This is a genomic window from Microbispora sp. ATCC PTA-5024, from assembly GCF_000511135.2.
Lineage (GTDB): Bacteria > Actinomycetota > Actinomycetes > Streptosporangiales > Streptosporangiaceae > Microbispora > Microbispora corallina.
The window spans coordinates 491,068-506,944 of sequence record NZ_KI866527.1; the positions used below are offsets into that span (position 1 = coordinate 491,068).

Genomic DNA, 15,877 nt, shown 5'->3' on the forward strand with positions numbered 1-15,877 from the left:
CGCTCCCGGCGGCGACGCCGTCCGGGGCCGGCGCGACGACCGCGGCCCTCGCCGGTCCTCCGCTCACGACCGGAGGGACCTCGGCGAACGTGGCGCTCGTCGCGTACGCGACCACGGTGACCGGGACGACGCCCGCGACACCGCCCACGACGCCCCGGCCGACAGCCGAGCCGACACAGACGGCCACCCCCCGGCCGACCCCCCATCCGACCTCGTCCCCCAGCCCGGAGCCGCCCCCGGCTCCCGGCGGGTCGCACGGCCACGGGCACGGGCACGGCACGCCGCACCACCCGGCGTCCACCCCGACCGTCACGGTCAGCGTGTCGATCCCGCCGGCCGCTCCCACGCCCACCGCCTCCCCCACGCCGACCCCTCGCCCGTCGTCCACCGCCTGCGGCCCCCAGGGCTCACAGAACTCACAGGGTTCACAGGGTTCGCAGGGCCAGGGAGGGCGGGGCGGCGGAGCGGGCCAGGGCTTCGGCGGACGCGGCGGCCAGGGGGGCCAAGGGGGTCAGGGCGGCGGCCGGCAGCTCACGGAGGCGGAGGCCGAGGCGCAGGTCAGCAAGGCCACGACCGACCTGGGCGACGCGAAGGACGCGCTCGCGGGCGTGAAGATCAAGGCGCCCTCGGACGGCACCGTGCTGACCGTCGCGGGCACCGTCGGCACCCACTACACGTCCGGGACGTTCATCACCCTCGGAGACCTCTCCGACCTGGAGGTCCAGGCCATGTTCACCGAGTCGGACGTCGGCGTGCTCAAGCTGGGCCAGAAGGCCACGATCACGTTCGCCACCCAGCCGGGCCAGACGTACGCCGGCGAGGTCGCCCACATCGACCCGACGGCGACCACGAGCAGCCGGCTCGTCCGGTACGGCGTGACGATCAGCCTCGGCAACCGGCCGGCCCGGCTGCTCCTCGGACAGAGCGCGAGCGTCTCCGTGCTGACGGGCGAGGCGTCCGACGCGCTGTACGTGCCGGCGCAGGCGGTGCGGACGGCGGGCGACGGCACGACCACGGTGACCGTGCGCAGCGGCGGCGGTCAGGTCCGGCGGACGGTGAAGGTGGGCGTCCGCGGCGACCGGTACGTGGAGATCCTCAGCGGGCTCTCCGACGGCGACCAGGTCGTCCTCCCCGCGGACGCCGCCGGCGGCGGCTTCCCCCAGGAGGGCTTCCCGGGCGCCTGACGGCCCTCCCGCGGCAGGGCCCGCGCCGGACGGCCCTCCCGGGGACAGGACCCCGCGCTGCCCCTCCGGCGGGACGCGGCCGCCGGGAGGAGAGTGGCTCAGGGCAGGGCTTCGGGGCTGAGGGGGAGGACGACGCGGAAGGCCGCGCCCGCCCCCGGCTCGGACCGCACGCTCACCGTCCCGCCGTGGGCCCTTACGAGCGAGTCGACGATGGCGAGGCCCAGACCGGCGCCGCCCGAGGGGCGGGTCCGCGACGGGTCGGCGCGGTAGAACCGTTCGAACACCCGGGCGGCCTGCTCGGCCGTGAGCCCCGGCCCCTTGTCGGCGACCTCCAGGAAGGCCTTGTCCCCCTCACTGCCCACCCGTACGGTGACCGGGGTGCCCTCGGGGGTGTGGGTGGTGGCGTTGCTCATCAGGTTGCCGACCACCTGGCGCAGCCGCACCTCGTCGCCCGAGACGATCAGGGCGGTATCCCCCTCGATGGTGAGGGAGACGTCCCGGTCGGGGCGGAGCGTCCGGGCGTCGTGGACGGCGTCGGCCGCGAGGGCCAGCAGGTCCACGGGCTGCCGGGCCAGCGGGCGCTGCTGGTCGAGCCGCGCGAGCAGCAGCAGGTCCTCGACGAGCAGGCCCATGCGGGCGGCCTCGCTCTCGATGCGGGACATCAGCCGGGTGGTGTCCGCGTCCGGCACCTGCCGGTGGAACTCGGCGAACCCCCGGATCGACGTGAGCGGGGTCCGCAGCTCGTGCGAGGCGTCGGCGACGAACCGGCGCATCCTGGCCTCGGACTCCCGGGCGGCGGCCTCGGAGGCGGCCCGGGCCGCGAACGCCGCCTCGATCTGGGCGAGCATCCCGTTGAGCGACCGGGCGAGCCGCCCGACCTCCGTACGCGGGTCGCGGTCGGGGATGCGGCTGCCGAGATGCCCCTGGGCGATGGCCTCCGCGGTCGCCTCGATCTCCGCGAGCGGCCGCAGGCTCCGCCGTACGATCACGACGCCGACGACGGCGAGCCCGGCCATGACCAGGCCGCCGCCGAGCAGTTCGATGAGCGCGAGCCGGGTGGTGATCTCCCGGACCGAGGCCATGTCGACGGCGACGACCACCGAGCCGAACCCGTCGATCGGCACGACCCGGGCCCGCCACAGCCCGTCTCCCGACGTGGCGGCGACGGTCCGGGGATCGGTGGAGGTCACCGCCCCCGGCCCGGGGCGGCCCTCGACGGCCATCCCTGCCTGGGCGAGCAGCGTCCTGCCGGAGGTGTCGCGCACCTCCACGCGGCCGTCGGGCGGCACCCGCAGCCTGCCGAGGAACGCCGGTCCGCGCTCGAGCCTCATGGCGGCCTCGCGCGCCACCATGCCGACCTGCATGTCCACCCGGGTGACCAGGTAGTCCCGCAGCACCGACACGCTGCCGACCCCGATGACCGCGAGGGCCACCGCGACCAGCGCGAGCATCGCCGCGCTGAGACGGATCCGCAGCGGCGTGCGTCCGGACACGGCCTACACGCCGGCCGGGGGCACCCGCATGACGTATCCGACGCCGCGCAGCGTGTGGATGAGCCGGGGGTGGGTGTTGTCGAGCTTGCGGCGCAGCACCGACACGTACGACTCGACGATCCCGGCGTCGCCCCGGAAGTCGTAGTCCCACACATGGTCGAGGATCTGGGCCTTGGACAGCACCCGCCCGGCGTTCGCCATGAAGTAGCGCAGCAGCTTGAACTCGGTGGGCGACAGCGGGACCGCGTTGCCCGACCGCCAGACCTCGTGCGACTCCTCGTCCAGCTCGATGTCCGCGAACGTGAGGCGCGGCGGCGCGCCCAGCGGGTCCCCCGCCGTACGGCGCAGGACGGCGCGGATGCGCGCGACGACCTCCTCCAGGCTGAACGGCTTGGTGACGTAGTCGTCGCCGCCGAGGGTGAGCCCGCGGATCTTGTCCTCGGTGGCGTCCCTGGCGGTGAGGAAGACGACGGGCGTGTGCGTGCCACCGCCGCGCAGGCGGCGGACGATATCGAACCCGTCCATGTCGGGCAGCATGACGTCGAGCACGATGAGGTCGGGCCGGTGGCGCTGCGCCGCCGCCACCGCCTCGGTCCCGTTCGACGCGGTGGTGACCTCGAAACCGGCGTAGCGGAGACTGGCCGCGAGGAGCTCGAGGATGTTCGGCTCGTCCTCGACGATCAGCAGCCGGGCTTCGGGAGATTCAACGACCATGGCGGAAGCACTCTAGATGCTTTTCGGTAAGGGAACTGTTAAGGCGATATGACGGGCTATGGCCAGACTTGAGGTGGCCGCCGGGGACGGGGCGTTCCGGACGAGGACGATCCTTCCGTGCACGTCGATCGCGAAGTCGTCGAGCAGCCGTCCGTCGCGCGCCACGGCCTGGGCCCGCACGCCGCCTCCGGTCCTCTCCAGGTCCGCCGCGGTCAGGGCCGGGACGTAGCGCCGCGCGGCCGACAGGAACGCGCTCCCCGCCAGCGAGCCGTACACCTCCCGCACGCCGGTCCGCCAGTGGGCGGCCGCCATCCGCCGCGTCCCCGGCCAGCCGAGGATCCGGCCCAGGTCGCGGGGCGAGACGTCACGCCACGTGTACCCCTCGAACGCCAGGGCGAGCACCGCGTTGGGGCCGACGAGGACCTCGCCGTCGATCCGGCGCGTGAGGTGGACGCCCAGGAACGGGTAACGGGGGTCGGGAACGGGATAGATGAGCCCGCGGACCAGGCTCTTGGCCGAGCCGGCGAGCCGGTGGTACTCCCCGCGGAAGGGCACGATCCGCACCTCGCCGGGGCTCCCGGCCAGCGCCGCCACCCGGTCGGTGCCCAGCCCGGCACAGGAGATCAGGGTGTCGAAGCGGAACACCGTGCCGCCCGCCGCCACCTCGACGGCCCCGGCTCGCTCCCTGATCCCGCGCACCGGATGCGAGAGCCGTACGGACCCGCCGGAGGCGGCCACGTCGGCGGCGAGACGGCGCGCGACGGCGGGGAAGTCGGTGATCGCGGTGCGCGGCGAGTGGACGGCGCCGACGCCGACCGCGTCCGGCTCGATCTCGCGCAGGCCGAGCCCGTCGAGCTCGGCGATGCCGGGCACGCCGTTCTCCCTGGCCCGCCCGGCGATCCGGCGCAGCCCGGGCAGCTCGGCGCGCGACGAGGCCACGACGAGCTTGCCGACCTCGTCGTACGGCAGGCCGTGCTCGGCGCAGTACTCGCGCAGCATCGCGACGCCGTCCCGGCACAGCGTGGCCTTCAGCGACCCGGGGGCGTAGTAGATCCCGGCGTGGACGACGCCGCTGTTGTGCCCGGTCTGGTGGGCCGCGACGCGGTCCTCCTTGTCGAGCACGGTGACCTCGGCGCCCGCACGCGCCATCTCCCGGGCGACGGCCAGGCCGAGGATCCCCGCGCCGACGATCCCGATCCTCATGCGGGTACCGCCCGCGGCCGGTGGTGTCCCATGCCCGACATTGTGACGCAGCCGCCCCGATCCTCGGTGATCGAACTTCTGTTCGGTATAGTCGCGGCGTGTACGTGCCACCGGGCTGGCCGCCCGAGGTCCGGCCGCCCGACACGCCGGACTGGGAGGTCTCGGCCGTGTCGTGGCTGCTCGACGCCGTCCCGCCGGACTACCGCGGGTACGGCGTGCTGCGCCGCCATCCCCTGGCGCTCGCCCGGATGGCCCGCCAGCACGTCCGGGCGTCGATCGAGGCCGCCAGGGAGGGCTACCGCGGCGCCGCCGTCGACCTGAAGGACCACCTGCCGCCGCACGCGGTCGAGGCCGTGCTCGACGCCTACCGTCAGGAGGGTCCCCGGCTCGTACGGCTGGCCGAGTCGATCGCGCTGGTGGAGCGGGTGCTCCGGGGGGAGCATTTCGTCCCGCGACTCCAGTGACTTCTCGACAAATCGGGCATAAACCCCAAAAGCGCAACGATTGGGGGCGACCATGACCACCCAAGGAGCCGGGAAGAGGGCCCGTGACGTCATGCACGCGGGCGCCCAGTGCGTCGGCGAGCACGACAGCCTACGGGCCGCAGCGCAGATGATGCGCGACATGGACGTCGGCGCGCTGCCCATCTGCGGCGACGACGACCGCCTCAAGGGGATCATCACGGACCGCGACATCGTGATCAAGTGCATCGCCGAAGGCGGCGACGTCGACCAGATGACCGCGCGCGAACTCGCCCACGGGCTCGTGTGGTGCGACGCCGAGTGCAGCGTGGAGGACGCGCTGGTCACGATGGAGGAGCACAAGATCAAGCGGATGCCGGTGATCGAGAACCACCGCATCGTCGGCATGATCAGCGAGGCCGACCTGGCGAAGGAGCTGCCGGACAGCAAGCTCGCCGAGTTCGTCCACCGCGTCTACTCGGGAGCCTGACGGATCTCCGGCCCCGGGGCGTGAAGGCTTCGCGTACCCGGTGAGCCGGAGGAATCCGGAGGATCCCGGCGACGGGCCGCCGGCCCGTGTCCGGTGCGACGCGGGTCAGCGGCCCGTGCGATAGGCCACGGCGGCGATGACGCCGATGGCGCCCACGGCGACGCCGAGCCATAACAGGGTCATCGAGAGCGGCACGCCGCCCGGCGCGCCCTCCGCCCGGGAGGCGTGCGGCGACGGGCGGCCGGACGGTTTGGCCGCCTGGGGGCGGGCCGAGGGAGACGCGGGCCGTCCGCGCGCCTCCGGCGGGAGCGGCACGCGGTAGACCGGGCTGTCCGCTCCCTCGGAGCCGGTCAGCAGGGCCGTGCCGTCACGGGTGTAGGAGATCGACTCGGCCTGCTGCAGCGGCGGCATGGTGACGTGCGCGATCAGCTTCCCCGGGGCGCTGTACACGGACGCCGAGAAGTACGTGCGGATGACGAAGCCCGACCCGTCCGGCGCGTACGCGGCGTCCGTCGCCATGATCGGGGCCGGTCCGACCTTGCGCAGCACGTTGACCCGGTTGGTGCTGAGCCGGGCCGGGGCCTCGTAGACCGAGCCGCTCATCTCCTTGCTGACGACGTAGAGCCGGCCCGTGCGCGGGTTCACCATCACGCCCTCGGCGTTGCGGCCGCCGCCCTCGTAGCGCAGGCGGTACGCCGTGGCCGGAAGCGTCGCGTCCCGCATCGCGCGCGGCTCGGTCACCTTGTAGACCGTGACGTACGGCCACGCGCCGTCGAGGTTGTCGCCGATGTCGGCGATCCACAGCACGCCCCGGCCGGTCGCCGGGTCCACCGAGGCCGCCATGCCCTCCCAGTCGCGGGCCGTGGCGCCGCCGATCGTGAACGTGGCCCTGGTGCGCCCGTCCTCGCCCACCGCGAAGATCCTCGGCCCGTCGCCGCTGTCGTTGTGCGTGTAGACGATGCCGTCGTGCGTCGGCGAGACCGCCAGCCCGCTCGACTCGGTGATCCGGGCGTCCTTGAACCGGAACAGCGGCCGGTCGTCGCCCGCCCCGGCCGCCGGAGCCGCGGGCAGGAGCGCCGCCCCGGCCAGGACGAGGACGCCGATCGCCCGCCGGCTGATCCGTACGGCCCCCGCCGGCGTGCTCCCCATGCGGTCATCATTCCCGATCCGCCGCCTCCCCGCGTCGCGCCCGGATCCCGAACACCACAAACCCCGGACCGACTCCCGTCAAGGACGTCCGAAGGCGATGACGGCCGTGTCCCTCGACTGGAGTCCACTCCAGGTTCATAGGGTGGAGCACATGGATTACCGACAACTCGGCCGGACCGGCCTCAAGGTCAGCCCGCTCTGCCTGGGCACGATGAACTTCGGCCCGGTGACCGCCGAAGAGGACTCCTACGCGATCATGGATCGCGCCCACGAGGTGGGGATCAACTTCTTCGACACCGCCAACGTGTACGGCTGGAAGCAGGGAGAGGGGGTCACCGAGCAGATCATCGGACGGTGGTTCGCCCAGGGCGGCGGACGCCGGGAGAAGACGGTCATCGCCACCAAGCTGTACGGCGCGATGGGCGACTGGCCGAACGAGAACCTGCTGTCCGCCCTGAACATCCGCCGCGCCTGCGAGGCGTCGCTCAGGCGGCTGCAGACCGACTACATCGACGTCTACCAGGCCCACCACGTCGACCGGAACACGCCCTTCGAGGAGTTCTGGGAGGCCATGGACATCCTGAAGCAGCAGGGCAAGATCCTGTACGTCGGGTCGTCCAACTTCGCGGGCTGGCACATCGCGAAGGCCCAGGAGTCGGCGGCCCGCCGCGGCACCCTCGGCCTGGTGAGCGAGCAGACCCACTACAACCTGCTCGTACGGGCGCCCGAGCTCGAGGTCATCCCGGCCTGCCTCGACTACGGCGTGGGCCTGATCCCGTGGAGCCCGCTGGCCGGCGGGCTGCTCGGCGGCATCCTGCGGAAGATCGACAAGGGCCGTTCCGCCGCGGATCGCGTGGTCAACGAGCTGGCCAAGCACCGGGACAAGATCGAGCGGTACGAGGCGTTCTGCGACGAGATCGGCGAGGAGCCGGCCAACGTGGCGCTCGCCTGGCTGCTCGCGCAGCCCGCGGTTACCGCCCCGATCATCGGCCCCCGGACGATCGAGCAGCTCGACGGGGCGCTGGCGGTGCCGGACCTCACGCTGTCGGACAAGGCGCTGGCGCGGCTCGACGAGATCTTCCCGGGCTACAGGACGGCCCCGGAGGAGTACGCCTGGTAGCCGTGCGACGGCTCAGGAGTTGAGCAGGGCCCCGACGACGACGATGAGCACGAGCAGCGTGAGCACCGTGGGCAGCAGCCAGCGACGAGGACGATCCACGCCTTGGAGCCTAGTCCGGGGAGCCCAATGGGTAGGCCTCGACCGGCTCATAGCGCACCCGCGGACCCAGGTGGCTGCGGACGAGGTGGACTGCGTCCGCCGTCCAGCGCCGGCCGCTGAACGCGTCCAGCGAGCCCACGAGCGGCCGCAGGTCGTCGCCGTCGCGTGAGCGGGCCAGGGTCAGGTGGGGGTGGAACCGCTTGCGGTCCGCCTCCCCGGCCCCGGCCCGCTCGGCGCCCGCCGCGAGCGACTGCGCCAGCCGCGTCAGGGGCGGTTCGGCCTCCAGGCCGAGCCAGAAGATCCGTCCCCGCCCGGCGGAGGGGAAGGCGCCCGCCCCGGCGAACGCCAGCGTGACGGCCGCGTGCCGGGCGGCGGCCCGGGTGAGCCTCGTGCTCAGGCCGGGCAGCACGCGGTCGGGCACCTCGCCCAGGAAGGCGAGCGTCACGTGCCACAGCGCCGGATCGATCCAGCGCAGGCCCGGCCACCGGGGCCGTACGGGGTCGAGCGAGGCGGCGACCTCCTCCAGGACCTCAGGCGGCGGCAGCAGTGCCACGAAGAGTCTGCTCACGCGGCGATTGTGCCCCGGCGGCGATCCTCGCAGCGACGGCCCGCGTCACCAGGACGGCGAGGCCGACACCAGCCATGCTCAGCGTGCCTGCGGCGACGACCGCGACGCGCGGCCCGGCGAGCTCGCTCAGCCATCCGACCAGGGGCGCCCCGATGGGCGCGCCGCCGGTGAAGACGAGCACGTAGATCCCCATGACGCGGCCGCGCATGGCCGGGGACGCGCCCAGTTGCACGATCGTGTTGGCCGTCGTGTTGACCGTGATCATGGCCATGCCCGCGGGCACGAGCAGCAGGAGGAACGCCGGGTAGACCGGCGCGAGCCCGGCGGCCACCTGGAACAGGCCGAAGCACAGCGCCCCGGCGAGCAGGAACCGGCGGCTCGGCTTGACGCGGCGCGCGGCCAGCAGGGCGCCGCCGAAGGCCCCCACGGCGAACGCGCTGGAGGCGATGCCGAACGACGACGCCCCCGCGCCGTACACCTGACGGGCCATCAGCGCGATGCTCGTCGAGAAGCTCTGCGCGAAGATCGCCATGAACGCCACGATCAGCAGCGGCAGCATCAGGTCGGGACGGCCCCCGACGTAGCGCAGGCCCTCGCGGAGCTGGCCCTTGGCCCGGGGGACGGGCTCGGGGCTGCGCAGCTCGGACGCCCGCATGAGGACGAGCCCAGCGATGACGGCCGCGAACGACGCCGCGTTCAGCAGGAAGATCGGGCCGGTGCCCATCCAGTAGATGAGCACGCCGGCGAGGGCCGGGCCGACGACCCTGGCCAGGTTGAACGTCGAGCTGTTCAGCGCGATGGCGTTCGGCAGGTCCCGGCGGCCGACCATCTCGACGACGAACGACTGCCGCGTGGGCACCTCGACGCAGGAGATCAGGCCCAGCGTGAACGCCATGGCGTACACGTGCCAGACCTGGGCGTTCCCGGTGGTGACCAGCACGCCCATGGTCAGCGCGAGCAGGCCCATGAGCGACTGGGCCACGACGAGGACCCGGCGCTTCGGGTAGCGGTCGGCGAGCATGCCGCCGAACAGGCCGAACAGCATCACCGGCAGGAACTGCAGGGCGACCGTCACGCCGAGGGCCGAGCCGCTGCCGTGGGTGAGGTCGAGCACCAGCCAGTCCTGGGCGGTGCGCTGCATCCAGGTCCCGATGTTGGAGACGACGCCGCCGCCCGCGAACAGCCGGTAGTTGTGGTTCCGCAGCGAGCGGAACATGCCGCCTACATCTTCGAGAGCTTCTCCAGGATCGGCGCCGCGGCCCGGAGCGTCGCCCGCTCCTCGGCCGTCAGATCCTTGAGCCGCTGGGCCAGCCACGCCTCCTTGGTGCGGCGTTCCTCCTTGAGCAGCGCCGCCCCCGTCGCCGTCACGCTGACCGTCACCTGCCGCCGGTCGCTCGGGTGCGGGCTGCGGGCCAGCAGCCCCCGCTCCTCCAGCTTGGCGATCACACGGGTCATCGAGGGCGGCTGCACCTTCTCGTGCTCCGCGAGCTCGCTTGGGGTCATGGCGGGCTGACGCTCGACGGCGGCCAGCGTCGCGAGCTGGGTGGGCGTCAGCGAGTGGTGGGCGGCCTGCTTGCGCATTCGCCGCGTCAAGCGCGCGAGCGAGACGCGCAACGCGGAGGCGAGGCCGGCGTCGCTGCGAAGGTTCTGGGCGTTCGTTAGCATAAGTCATTACCTTCGCTAACTATATAGGTGTGGGTCCTATTCCGGCAAACCGTACATTGTGGTCCGTTCACCCCGTGAGACGGCGGAAGGCCGGGCGGAACGGGGTCGCGGCCCCGTCCGCACCGGCCTCCCCGCCGTTCAGCCCAGGCCGAGCAGGCTCTTGATGGGCTCGAGCGCGAAGTAGACGACGAACAGCACGGCCACCAGCCACAGCAGCGGGTGGACCTGCGACGCCTTGCCCCGGAACGCCTTGATCGCGACGTAGCTCACGAAGCCCGCGCCGATGCCGGCGGTGATCGAGTAGGTGAACGGCATGAGCACGATGGTCAGGAACGCCGGGATCGCGGTCTCGAAGTCGCTGAAGTCGATCTCCTTGACCTGCGTCATCATGAGGAAGCCGACGATCACCAGCGCCGGGGTCGCCGCCTCGAACGGCACGATCTCGGTCAGCGGCGCGAAGAACATGGCCACCAGGAACAGCAGGCCGGTGACCACGCTCGCGAGGCCCGTCCTGGCGCCCTCGCCGACGCCGGCCGCCGACTCGATGTACGTCGTGTTGGACGAGACGCTCGCGGCGCCGCCGGCCGCCGCGGCGAGCGAGTCGACCAGCAGGATCTCCCGGGTGCGCTCGACCGTGCCGTCCTCCCGGACCAGCCCGGCCTGCCGGCCGACGCCGACGATCGTGCCCATCGTGTCGAAGAAGTCGGCCAGCATGAGCGTGAAGACGAACATCACGGCCGCCAGGCCGCCGATCTTGCCGAAGCTCCCGAAGAGGCTGAACTGCCCGAGCAGCGACAGGTCGGGCGTCCCGAACACCGTGGACGGCCAGGCCGGGACCGTGAGGCTCCAGGCGTCCGGGTTGACCGCCTTGCCGTTCACGACCTGCGGGCCGAGCTTCGCGATCGCCTCCACGACGATCGCGAGGACGGTGGTGCCGACGATGCCGAGCAGGATCGCGCCCTTGACCTTGCGGGCCACGAGGAACGCGGTGACCAGCAGGCCGACGACGAAGACGAGGGTCGGCCAGCCCGTCAGCGAGCCGTTGCCGAGGACGCCCAGCTTCACGGGAACGGTGGTGCCGCTCGCGTCGGGCATCCGCCGCACGAACCCGGCGTCCACGAACCCGATCAGCGCGATGAACAGGCCGATGCCGACGCTGATGGCGGTCTTCAACTCGGCCGGGATGGCGTGGAAGACCGCGACCCGGAAGCCGGTCGCCACCAGGATCGCGATGACGATGCCCTCCAGGACCACCAGGCCCATGGCGTCCTCCCACGACACCTGGCTCGCGATGCCGAAGGCGACGAACGCGTTCAGGCCCAGCCCTGTCGCCAGCGCGAACGGCACCCGGCCGAACACGCCCATCGCGATCGTGAGCACGCCCGCGACGAATGCCGTGGCCGCCGCGACGAGCGGGAGGTTGGGGGCGGCCCCGTCGCCGAGGAACTGGCCCGTCTTGTCGGCCACGGTGCCGATGATGATCGGGTTGAGCACGACGATGTAGGCCATGGTGAAGAACGTGGCGAAGCCGCCGCGGACCTCCTGGCCCACGCTGGATCCGCGCGCCGATATGAAGAAGTAGCGATCGAGGAAACTGGGGGTTTCAGGTCGGTTCTCAGTCACGCGCGCAGAGTGGCAGGGCCTTACCACCAGCGGAAAGAGTCCTGCGACCAGCGTTGTCCATTTGTGACCGATTTGTCATAAAGGGGCGGGCATTAAGCTTGATTCCGTGACTGAGCAGCGGCGCCCGGATCCCGAGCCCCTCAAGACGAAGGACACGCTCACGATCCTGACCGGCACGGCCTTATGGGCCGTCGCCCTCGTCGTGGTCGCGCTGGTCGTCCGCCCCGCCGACACCCGGCCCGTCTGGACGTGCGTCGCCGGCATCGGACTCGGCCTGTTCGGCCTCCTCTACGTCCGCCGCCGCGACTCCCGCCGCTGACCTCCCGCCACTCGTCTCCCGCCGGACCGGGGGCGGACGGCTACAGGGACGCCACCGGGTCCAGGTCGGCCTCGGCGAGCAGGAGCGGCACCCGCGCGGGATCGCGCAGCAGCGCGGCCACCGCGAGCCGGTCGCCCCACTGCCCGGCGGCCCAGGCGAGGCCGCGCGCCAGCCCCTCGACGCCCGACGCGTGCACCCGGCCCTCGAAGAAGCGCCAGGGCACCGGCCGCCCGTCGACCAGGAGCTCGTCGTGCTCGACGTACGTCGCGGGGGCGGCCGGCAGCAGCGAGCGGACCTCGGGCGCGACGGGCCGCTCCGTCCCGGAGGAGGTCACCGCGCCGGTCACGGCCTCGCCCGCGAGCGGCAGGTCGAGCACCTCCGACAACGCCTCGGCCAGGTCGAACGGCGCCAGCACGAGCGGCCGGTCCTCCACCAGGGCCAGCAGGTCGGGCGCCTCCACCACGACCGGGCCGTCCTCGACGTCCGCCACGGTGACCTGGCCCTTCAGCACGGCGCGGACCGCCTCGGGCGGGCTCACCCGGCCCGGGTCGACGGCCGCGAGCGCGATCCACAGCGCGCGGAGCTGGGCCCGGTCGACCTCGATCGCGGGGTCGGCCAGCAGGTCGAGCAGCTCCTCCGGCCCGCCGTGCGCGGCGAGCAGCGCGTCGAGGGACGACCGCACGCCGATCATCGTCAGCGCCTCGTCGTCCACCACGGCGGGGGCGTCGCCGTACAGGCCGAACAGCAGCGGGTCGCCGGTGGGGAGCCGCAGCGCGGCGGGGCGGCTGCCGCCGAGCACCGGGTGCCGCGACAGCCACCAGGCGGTGTACGAGGGGACCTCGACCGTCTCGCCCGCGACCAGCAGCCGGAGCGGGCGCAGGGCGGCCCGCAGGGGCGGCCGGGCCAGCAGCGGGAGCGCGGACGCCCAGTCGGCGACGTACTCCAGGTCGCGGACGGCCGTGAACTCCCGCGCCACCGGGGGCACGTCGAGCTCCGGCAGCAGGTCGAGCACGGCCTCCAGCCACTCGTCCTCGAGGTCGAGCTCGTGGTCGCACTCCGCCGGGTCGAGCAGCACGTCCTCGTCGTTGACGACCGCGAACCCGTCGAGCACGCCGGTGGCGGCCAGCACGTTCGCGCCGTACTTCTCCACGAGGTCGGGCGCGGCGACGCCGAACGGCACCTCAGGGTCGATGAGCCCGGCCAGCGAGCCGCCGGACAGCAGGAGCTCGCCCGCGGGGTAGAGCTCGCCGTCGGCGCCCCGCAGGGCCAGCTCGGCGAGCCAGGGGGCCTCGCCCGCCGTCAGCCCGGCCGCCTGCACCAGGGCCAGCACGGCCTGGGCCACCGGCTCGGGGTCGGCGCTGTCGAGCGACTCGGCCACGGCGGCGTGGGTGAGCGGGTCCTCGAGGACGGCCCTGGGGGTCGCCTCGGCCGCGCCCAGCCGCAGCAGCAGCGGGTGCACGGCGTCCGGATGGACGATGCGCAGCCCGAGCGGCGCCAGCAGGGAGGGGTCCAGGGAGCCGGACTCCTGCGACAGCACGAGCGTGCCGCGCGGTCCGCGCACCAGGCGGCCGTCCGCGAGCGGCACCGGCAGGGCCCCCAGAGCCTCCAGGTCGTCGGCGGGCAGCGCCTCGTAGAGCGACCGCCACCACGACGGGCCCTTGTCCTCCACGGCCTCGCCGGACAGCATGTCGACGACGTCGGCGAGCTCCACGCGCCGGACGCCCAGCGTGGCGAGGCCCGGGTGGCGGGACGCCCAGCCGGCCGGCAGCAGCCCGGGCACCATGTCGGCGACGAGCGCCAGGAACTCGGCCGGCCCGGCCACGGCGCGCGCCTCGGCCCCCGGCACCACGTCGCCGGAGACCGTGGGCAGCAGCGGGGTCCGCGGCAGCATCCGGATGATCTCGCCCCTGATCGCGGCGTCGAGCGGGCCCTTGCCCATCAGGCCGGGCACGAGGTCGAGCAGGGCCGGGGTGGCCGGCAGCTCCCCCAGCAGCCGGACGTACGCCTCGGCGGCGCGCGCGACGAGGAAGCCGGTGAGCGGGCCCGGCGCCACGTGCCGCCGGTCGGTGGTCATGGGGAACGTGGCGATCAGCACCGCGGGCAGGTCGAGCGGCTCGTCGCTCGGGGTGGGGGCGTGCACGACCCGGGGCACGGCTCCGGCCCCGCCGGCGGCCCAGCGGACCTCCCAGTACGGCCGGGCCCGCTCCTCGGTCGGCCGGTCGGCGAACAGCTCGGCCACCTGGTCCGGGCCGAACGTGCCCGACTCGGCGACGACGTGCCAGCCCTCGGCCGAGATCGCGCGGATTTCTCCGCCGACCTCGATCTCGACGACCTCCAGGGCGGGCATCGCCAGCGGCAGCGCCGGGCCCGCCTCCTCCAGCATCCGCCGTACGGCCCGCTCGGCCGCGTCGTCGCGCAGTGGGAGCCGGACGAGCGTGTCGAAGCCGTCGGGCACGTGGAGCGCGTCGTCGTCGAACGGCAGGCGCAGGAGCGGGACGTGGCCCTCGCGGCCCGCCAGCTCGGCGGCCAGCTCCGGACGGGCGGCCACCAGGGCGGCGGTCTCCTCACGGGACCAGCGCACGCCGCCGGTCTCCCGGGACGCGATCGCCGGCGCGTCGGAGACCGACACCACGGCGGCGAACCCGACGCCGAACCGGCCCGCCGCGCCCGTCTCGCCCTTCTTGCCCGAGACGCGCAGCGTGCTCAGCCCTTCGACGCCGGCCGCGTCGAGAGGGGCGCCGGTGTTGGCCGCGAGCAGCACGCCGCCGGCGAGCGTCAGGCGCAGCCGCCCGGGCACGCCGGCGCGCAGGGCGGCGTCCGCCGCGTTCTGGGCGAGCTCCACGACCAGCCGGTCGCGGTAGCCGCCGAGCGCGAAGTCCTCCTCCGCGTTCGCGTCCTCGCGGAAACGGGCGGGCGAAGCCGTCCACGCCGTGAGGACCGTCTCGCGCAGGCGATCGGTGTCGAACATCGACCTCGTCTCCGTCAGGACTGGCCGAGAGGCTCGGACCCGGCCTCGTCGGCCGAGCCGGCCTCGAACAGGTCGTAGCCCAGGTCGTCGAGGATCGGCGGAGGGGCGTCCACGACCATCGAGGGGACCGTGGTCGCCTCGGAGTGCGCGCCGCAGCCGTGGTCGGCGGCGACGACCCTGCCGTCGTCGGGGGCGTACTCGTTGGTGCAGACCCCGAAGCCGAGCCCGAGCGCCCCCGCGAGCGGCCAGTAGAAGCCGCAGGTGGAGCACTGCGCCGGCGCGGCGTTCGCGATCGGGGTGTGCGGGCCGGAGTCGCCGGAGTGCCAGCGGCGCACGGCGAGGTCGCGGCCGAAGGCCGACAGCACGCGGGCCCGGCCGAGCCCGAGCTCGACGACCATCTGGCGGTCGACCTCCTCGTCCGTCGCGGCGTATCCGGGCACGAGCCGGTCGTCGTCGGCCTCCGCGGGCAGCAGGTCGCCCACTCCGAGGTCGCCGGGGCGCAGGCGCTCGTTCCAGGGCACCCAGCGGGGGGCGAGCAGCGCGCCGGAGCCCGGCAGCAGCACCGTCTCGCTCACCGTGACGTTGCGGGCGCGGGAGGCGCGGGTGACGGTGACGGCCCAGCGCCAGCCCCGGTAGGCCCGGTCCAGGCACTCGAAGTAGTGGGTCACGACCCGGTCGCCCTCGTTGTCGAAGCCGAGGTGCTCCCCCACCTCGCCGGGGCGAGCGATCTCCTCGGCGGCCTGCCGGGCAAGGTCGACCGCCGCCGCACAGGCCGGGTCGACTGGAGTGCTACGGATTCGGGTACGACTCACACTCCATTT

General features: G+C 73.6%; 16 protein-coding genes. 5 read left to right on the forward strand and 11 right to left on the reverse strand.

What is annotated here, in order from left to right:
• Positions 1 to 364 (reverse strand): hypothetical protein (locus MPTA5024_RS44110; RefSeq protein WP_232326806.1); only part of this gene is annotated, 364 nt, incomplete at its 3' end.
• On the opposite strand from MPTA5024_RS44110, the gene MPTA5024_RS43065 reads away from it, so the two are divergent.
• The gene (locus tag MPTA5024_RS43065) at positions 321 to 1,184 is read left to right on the forward strand and encodes an efflux RND transporter periplasmic adaptor subunit (protein ID WP_051459118.1); all 864 of its coding nucleotides are present in this window, start codon (positions 321 to 323) and stop codon (positions 1,182 to 1,184) included. The genes MPTA5024_RS44110 and MPTA5024_RS43065 overlap by 44 nt on opposite strands.
• A gap of 98 nt (positions 1,185 to 1,282) precedes the next feature.
• On the opposite strand, the gene MPTA5024_RS36745 is transcribed toward MPTA5024_RS43065, so the two are convergent.
• Genes MPTA5024_RS36745 through lhgO form a run of 3 tightly spaced genes read right to left on the reverse strand, consistent with a single transcriptional unit; the run spans position 1,283 to position 4,594 of the window.
• Positions 1,283 to 2,677 (reverse strand): HAMP domain-containing sensor histidine kinase, encoded by a 1,395-nt coding sequence (locus MPTA5024_RS36745; RefSeq protein WP_036332719.1) that lies wholly within the window; start codon positions 2,675 to 2,677, stop codon positions 1,283 to 1,285.
• A gap of 3 nt (positions 2,678 to 2,680) precedes the next feature.
• Positions 2,681 to 3,391 (reverse strand): response regulator transcription factor, encoded by a 711-nt coding sequence (locus MPTA5024_RS36750; protein ID WP_036332721.1) that lies wholly within the window; start codon positions 3,389 to 3,391, stop codon positions 2,681 to 2,683.
• A gap of 12 nt (positions 3,392 to 3,403) precedes the next feature.
• Positions 3,404 to 4,594, reverse strand: coding sequence for an L-2-hydroxyglutarate oxidase (gene lhgO, locus MPTA5024_RS36755; RefSeq protein WP_036332723.1), 1,191 nt, complete (start codon positions 4,592 to 4,594; stop codon positions 3,404 to 3,406).
• 98 nt (positions 4,595 to 4,692) lie between these two features.
• Between lhgO and MPTA5024_RS36760 the strand changes: the two genes are divergently transcribed.
• Positions 4,693 to 5,058 (forward strand): hypothetical protein, encoded by a 366-nt coding sequence (locus MPTA5024_RS36760; RefSeq protein WP_036332724.1) that lies wholly within the window; start codon positions 4,693 to 4,695, stop codon positions 5,056 to 5,058.
• Positions 5,059 to 5,110: 52 nt separating this feature from the next.
• Entirely contained in the window at positions 5,111 to 5,545 is a 435-nt protein-coding gene (locus MPTA5024_RS36765) for a CBS domain-containing protein (RefSeq protein ID WP_036332726.1), read from the forward strand.
• A 105-nt stretch (positions 5,546 to 5,650) separates the two neighbouring features.
• Here MPTA5024_RS36765 and MPTA5024_RS36770 read toward each other — a convergent pair whose 3' ends face one another.
• Positions 5,651 to 6,694: a hypothetical protein gene (locus MPTA5024_RS36770; protein WP_084370285.1), complete on the reverse strand. Its 1,044-nt coding sequence runs from the start codon at positions 6,692 to 6,694 to the stop codon at positions 5,651 to 5,653.
• Between the two features lie 151 nt (positions 6,695 to 6,845).
• On the opposite strand from MPTA5024_RS36770, the gene MPTA5024_RS36775 reads away from it, so the two are divergent.
• On the forward strand, positions 6,846 to 7,814 hold the full coding sequence (locus MPTA5024_RS36775) for an aldo/keto reductase (RefSeq protein ID WP_036332728.1): 969 nt from the start codon (positions 6,846 to 6,848) through the stop codon (positions 7,812 to 7,814).
• Positions 7,815 to 7,923: 109 nt separating this feature from the next.
• On the opposite strand, the gene thpR is transcribed toward MPTA5024_RS36775, so the two are convergent.
• From thpR to MPTA5024_RS36795, 4 genes are all read right to left on the reverse strand, one after another.
• Complete coding sequence (gene thpR / locus MPTA5024_RS36780) at positions 7,924 to 8,481, reverse strand: RNA 2',3'-cyclic phosphodiesterase (protein WP_036332730.1); 558 nt, start codon at positions 8,479 to 8,481, stop codon at positions 7,924 to 7,926.
• Entirely contained in the window at positions 8,444 to 9,697 is a 1,254-nt protein-coding gene (locus tag MPTA5024_RS36785) for an MFS transporter (RefSeq protein ID WP_051459119.1), read from the reverse strand. Before MPTA5024_RS36785 ends, thpR begins: the two co-directional genes overlap by 38 nt.
• A 5-nt stretch (positions 9,698 to 9,702) precedes the next feature.
• A complete protein-coding gene (locus MPTA5024_RS36790) occupies positions 9,703 to 10,146 on the reverse strand; it encodes a MarR family winged helix-turn-helix transcriptional regulator (protein ID WP_036332732.1) in 444 nt (147 codons plus the stop codon).
• 138 nt (positions 10,147 to 10,284) lie between these two features.
• On the reverse strand, positions 10,285 to 11,655 hold the full coding sequence (locus tag MPTA5024_RS36795; RefSeq protein ID WP_198167637.1) for an NCS2 family permease: 1,371 nt from the start codon (positions 11,653 to 11,655) through the stop codon (positions 10,285 to 10,287).
• Positions 11,656 to 11,875: 220 nt separating this feature from the next.
• Here MPTA5024_RS36795 and MPTA5024_RS36800 point away from each other — a divergent pair, with 220 nt between their 5' ends.
• A complete protein-coding gene (locus tag MPTA5024_RS36800; RefSeq protein WP_036332736.1) occupies positions 11,876 to 12,088 on the forward strand; it encodes a DUF2530 domain-containing protein in 213 nt (70 codons plus the stop codon).
• Between the two features lie 40 nt (positions 12,089 to 12,128).
• Here the strand turns inward: MPTA5024_RS36800 and MPTA5024_RS36805 are convergent, their stop codons facing one another.
• Both MPTA5024_RS36805 and MPTA5024_RS36810 read right to left on the reverse strand, forming a co-directional pair.
• Entirely contained in the window at positions 12,129 to 15,056 is a 2,928-nt protein-coding gene (locus tag MPTA5024_RS36805; RefSeq protein WP_036332738.1) for a sacsin N-terminal ATP-binding-like domain-containing protein, read from the reverse strand.
• Between the two features lie 14 nt (positions 15,057 to 15,070).
• Positions 15,071 to 15,868 carry a DUF3027 domain-containing protein gene (locus tag MPTA5024_RS36810; protein ID WP_084370287.1) on the reverse strand — a complete coding sequence of 266 codons (798 nt, stop codon included), beginning with the start codon at positions 15,866 to 15,868 and terminating at the stop codon, positions 15,071 to 15,073.
• Positions 15,869 to 15,877: the final 9 nt, after the last annotated feature.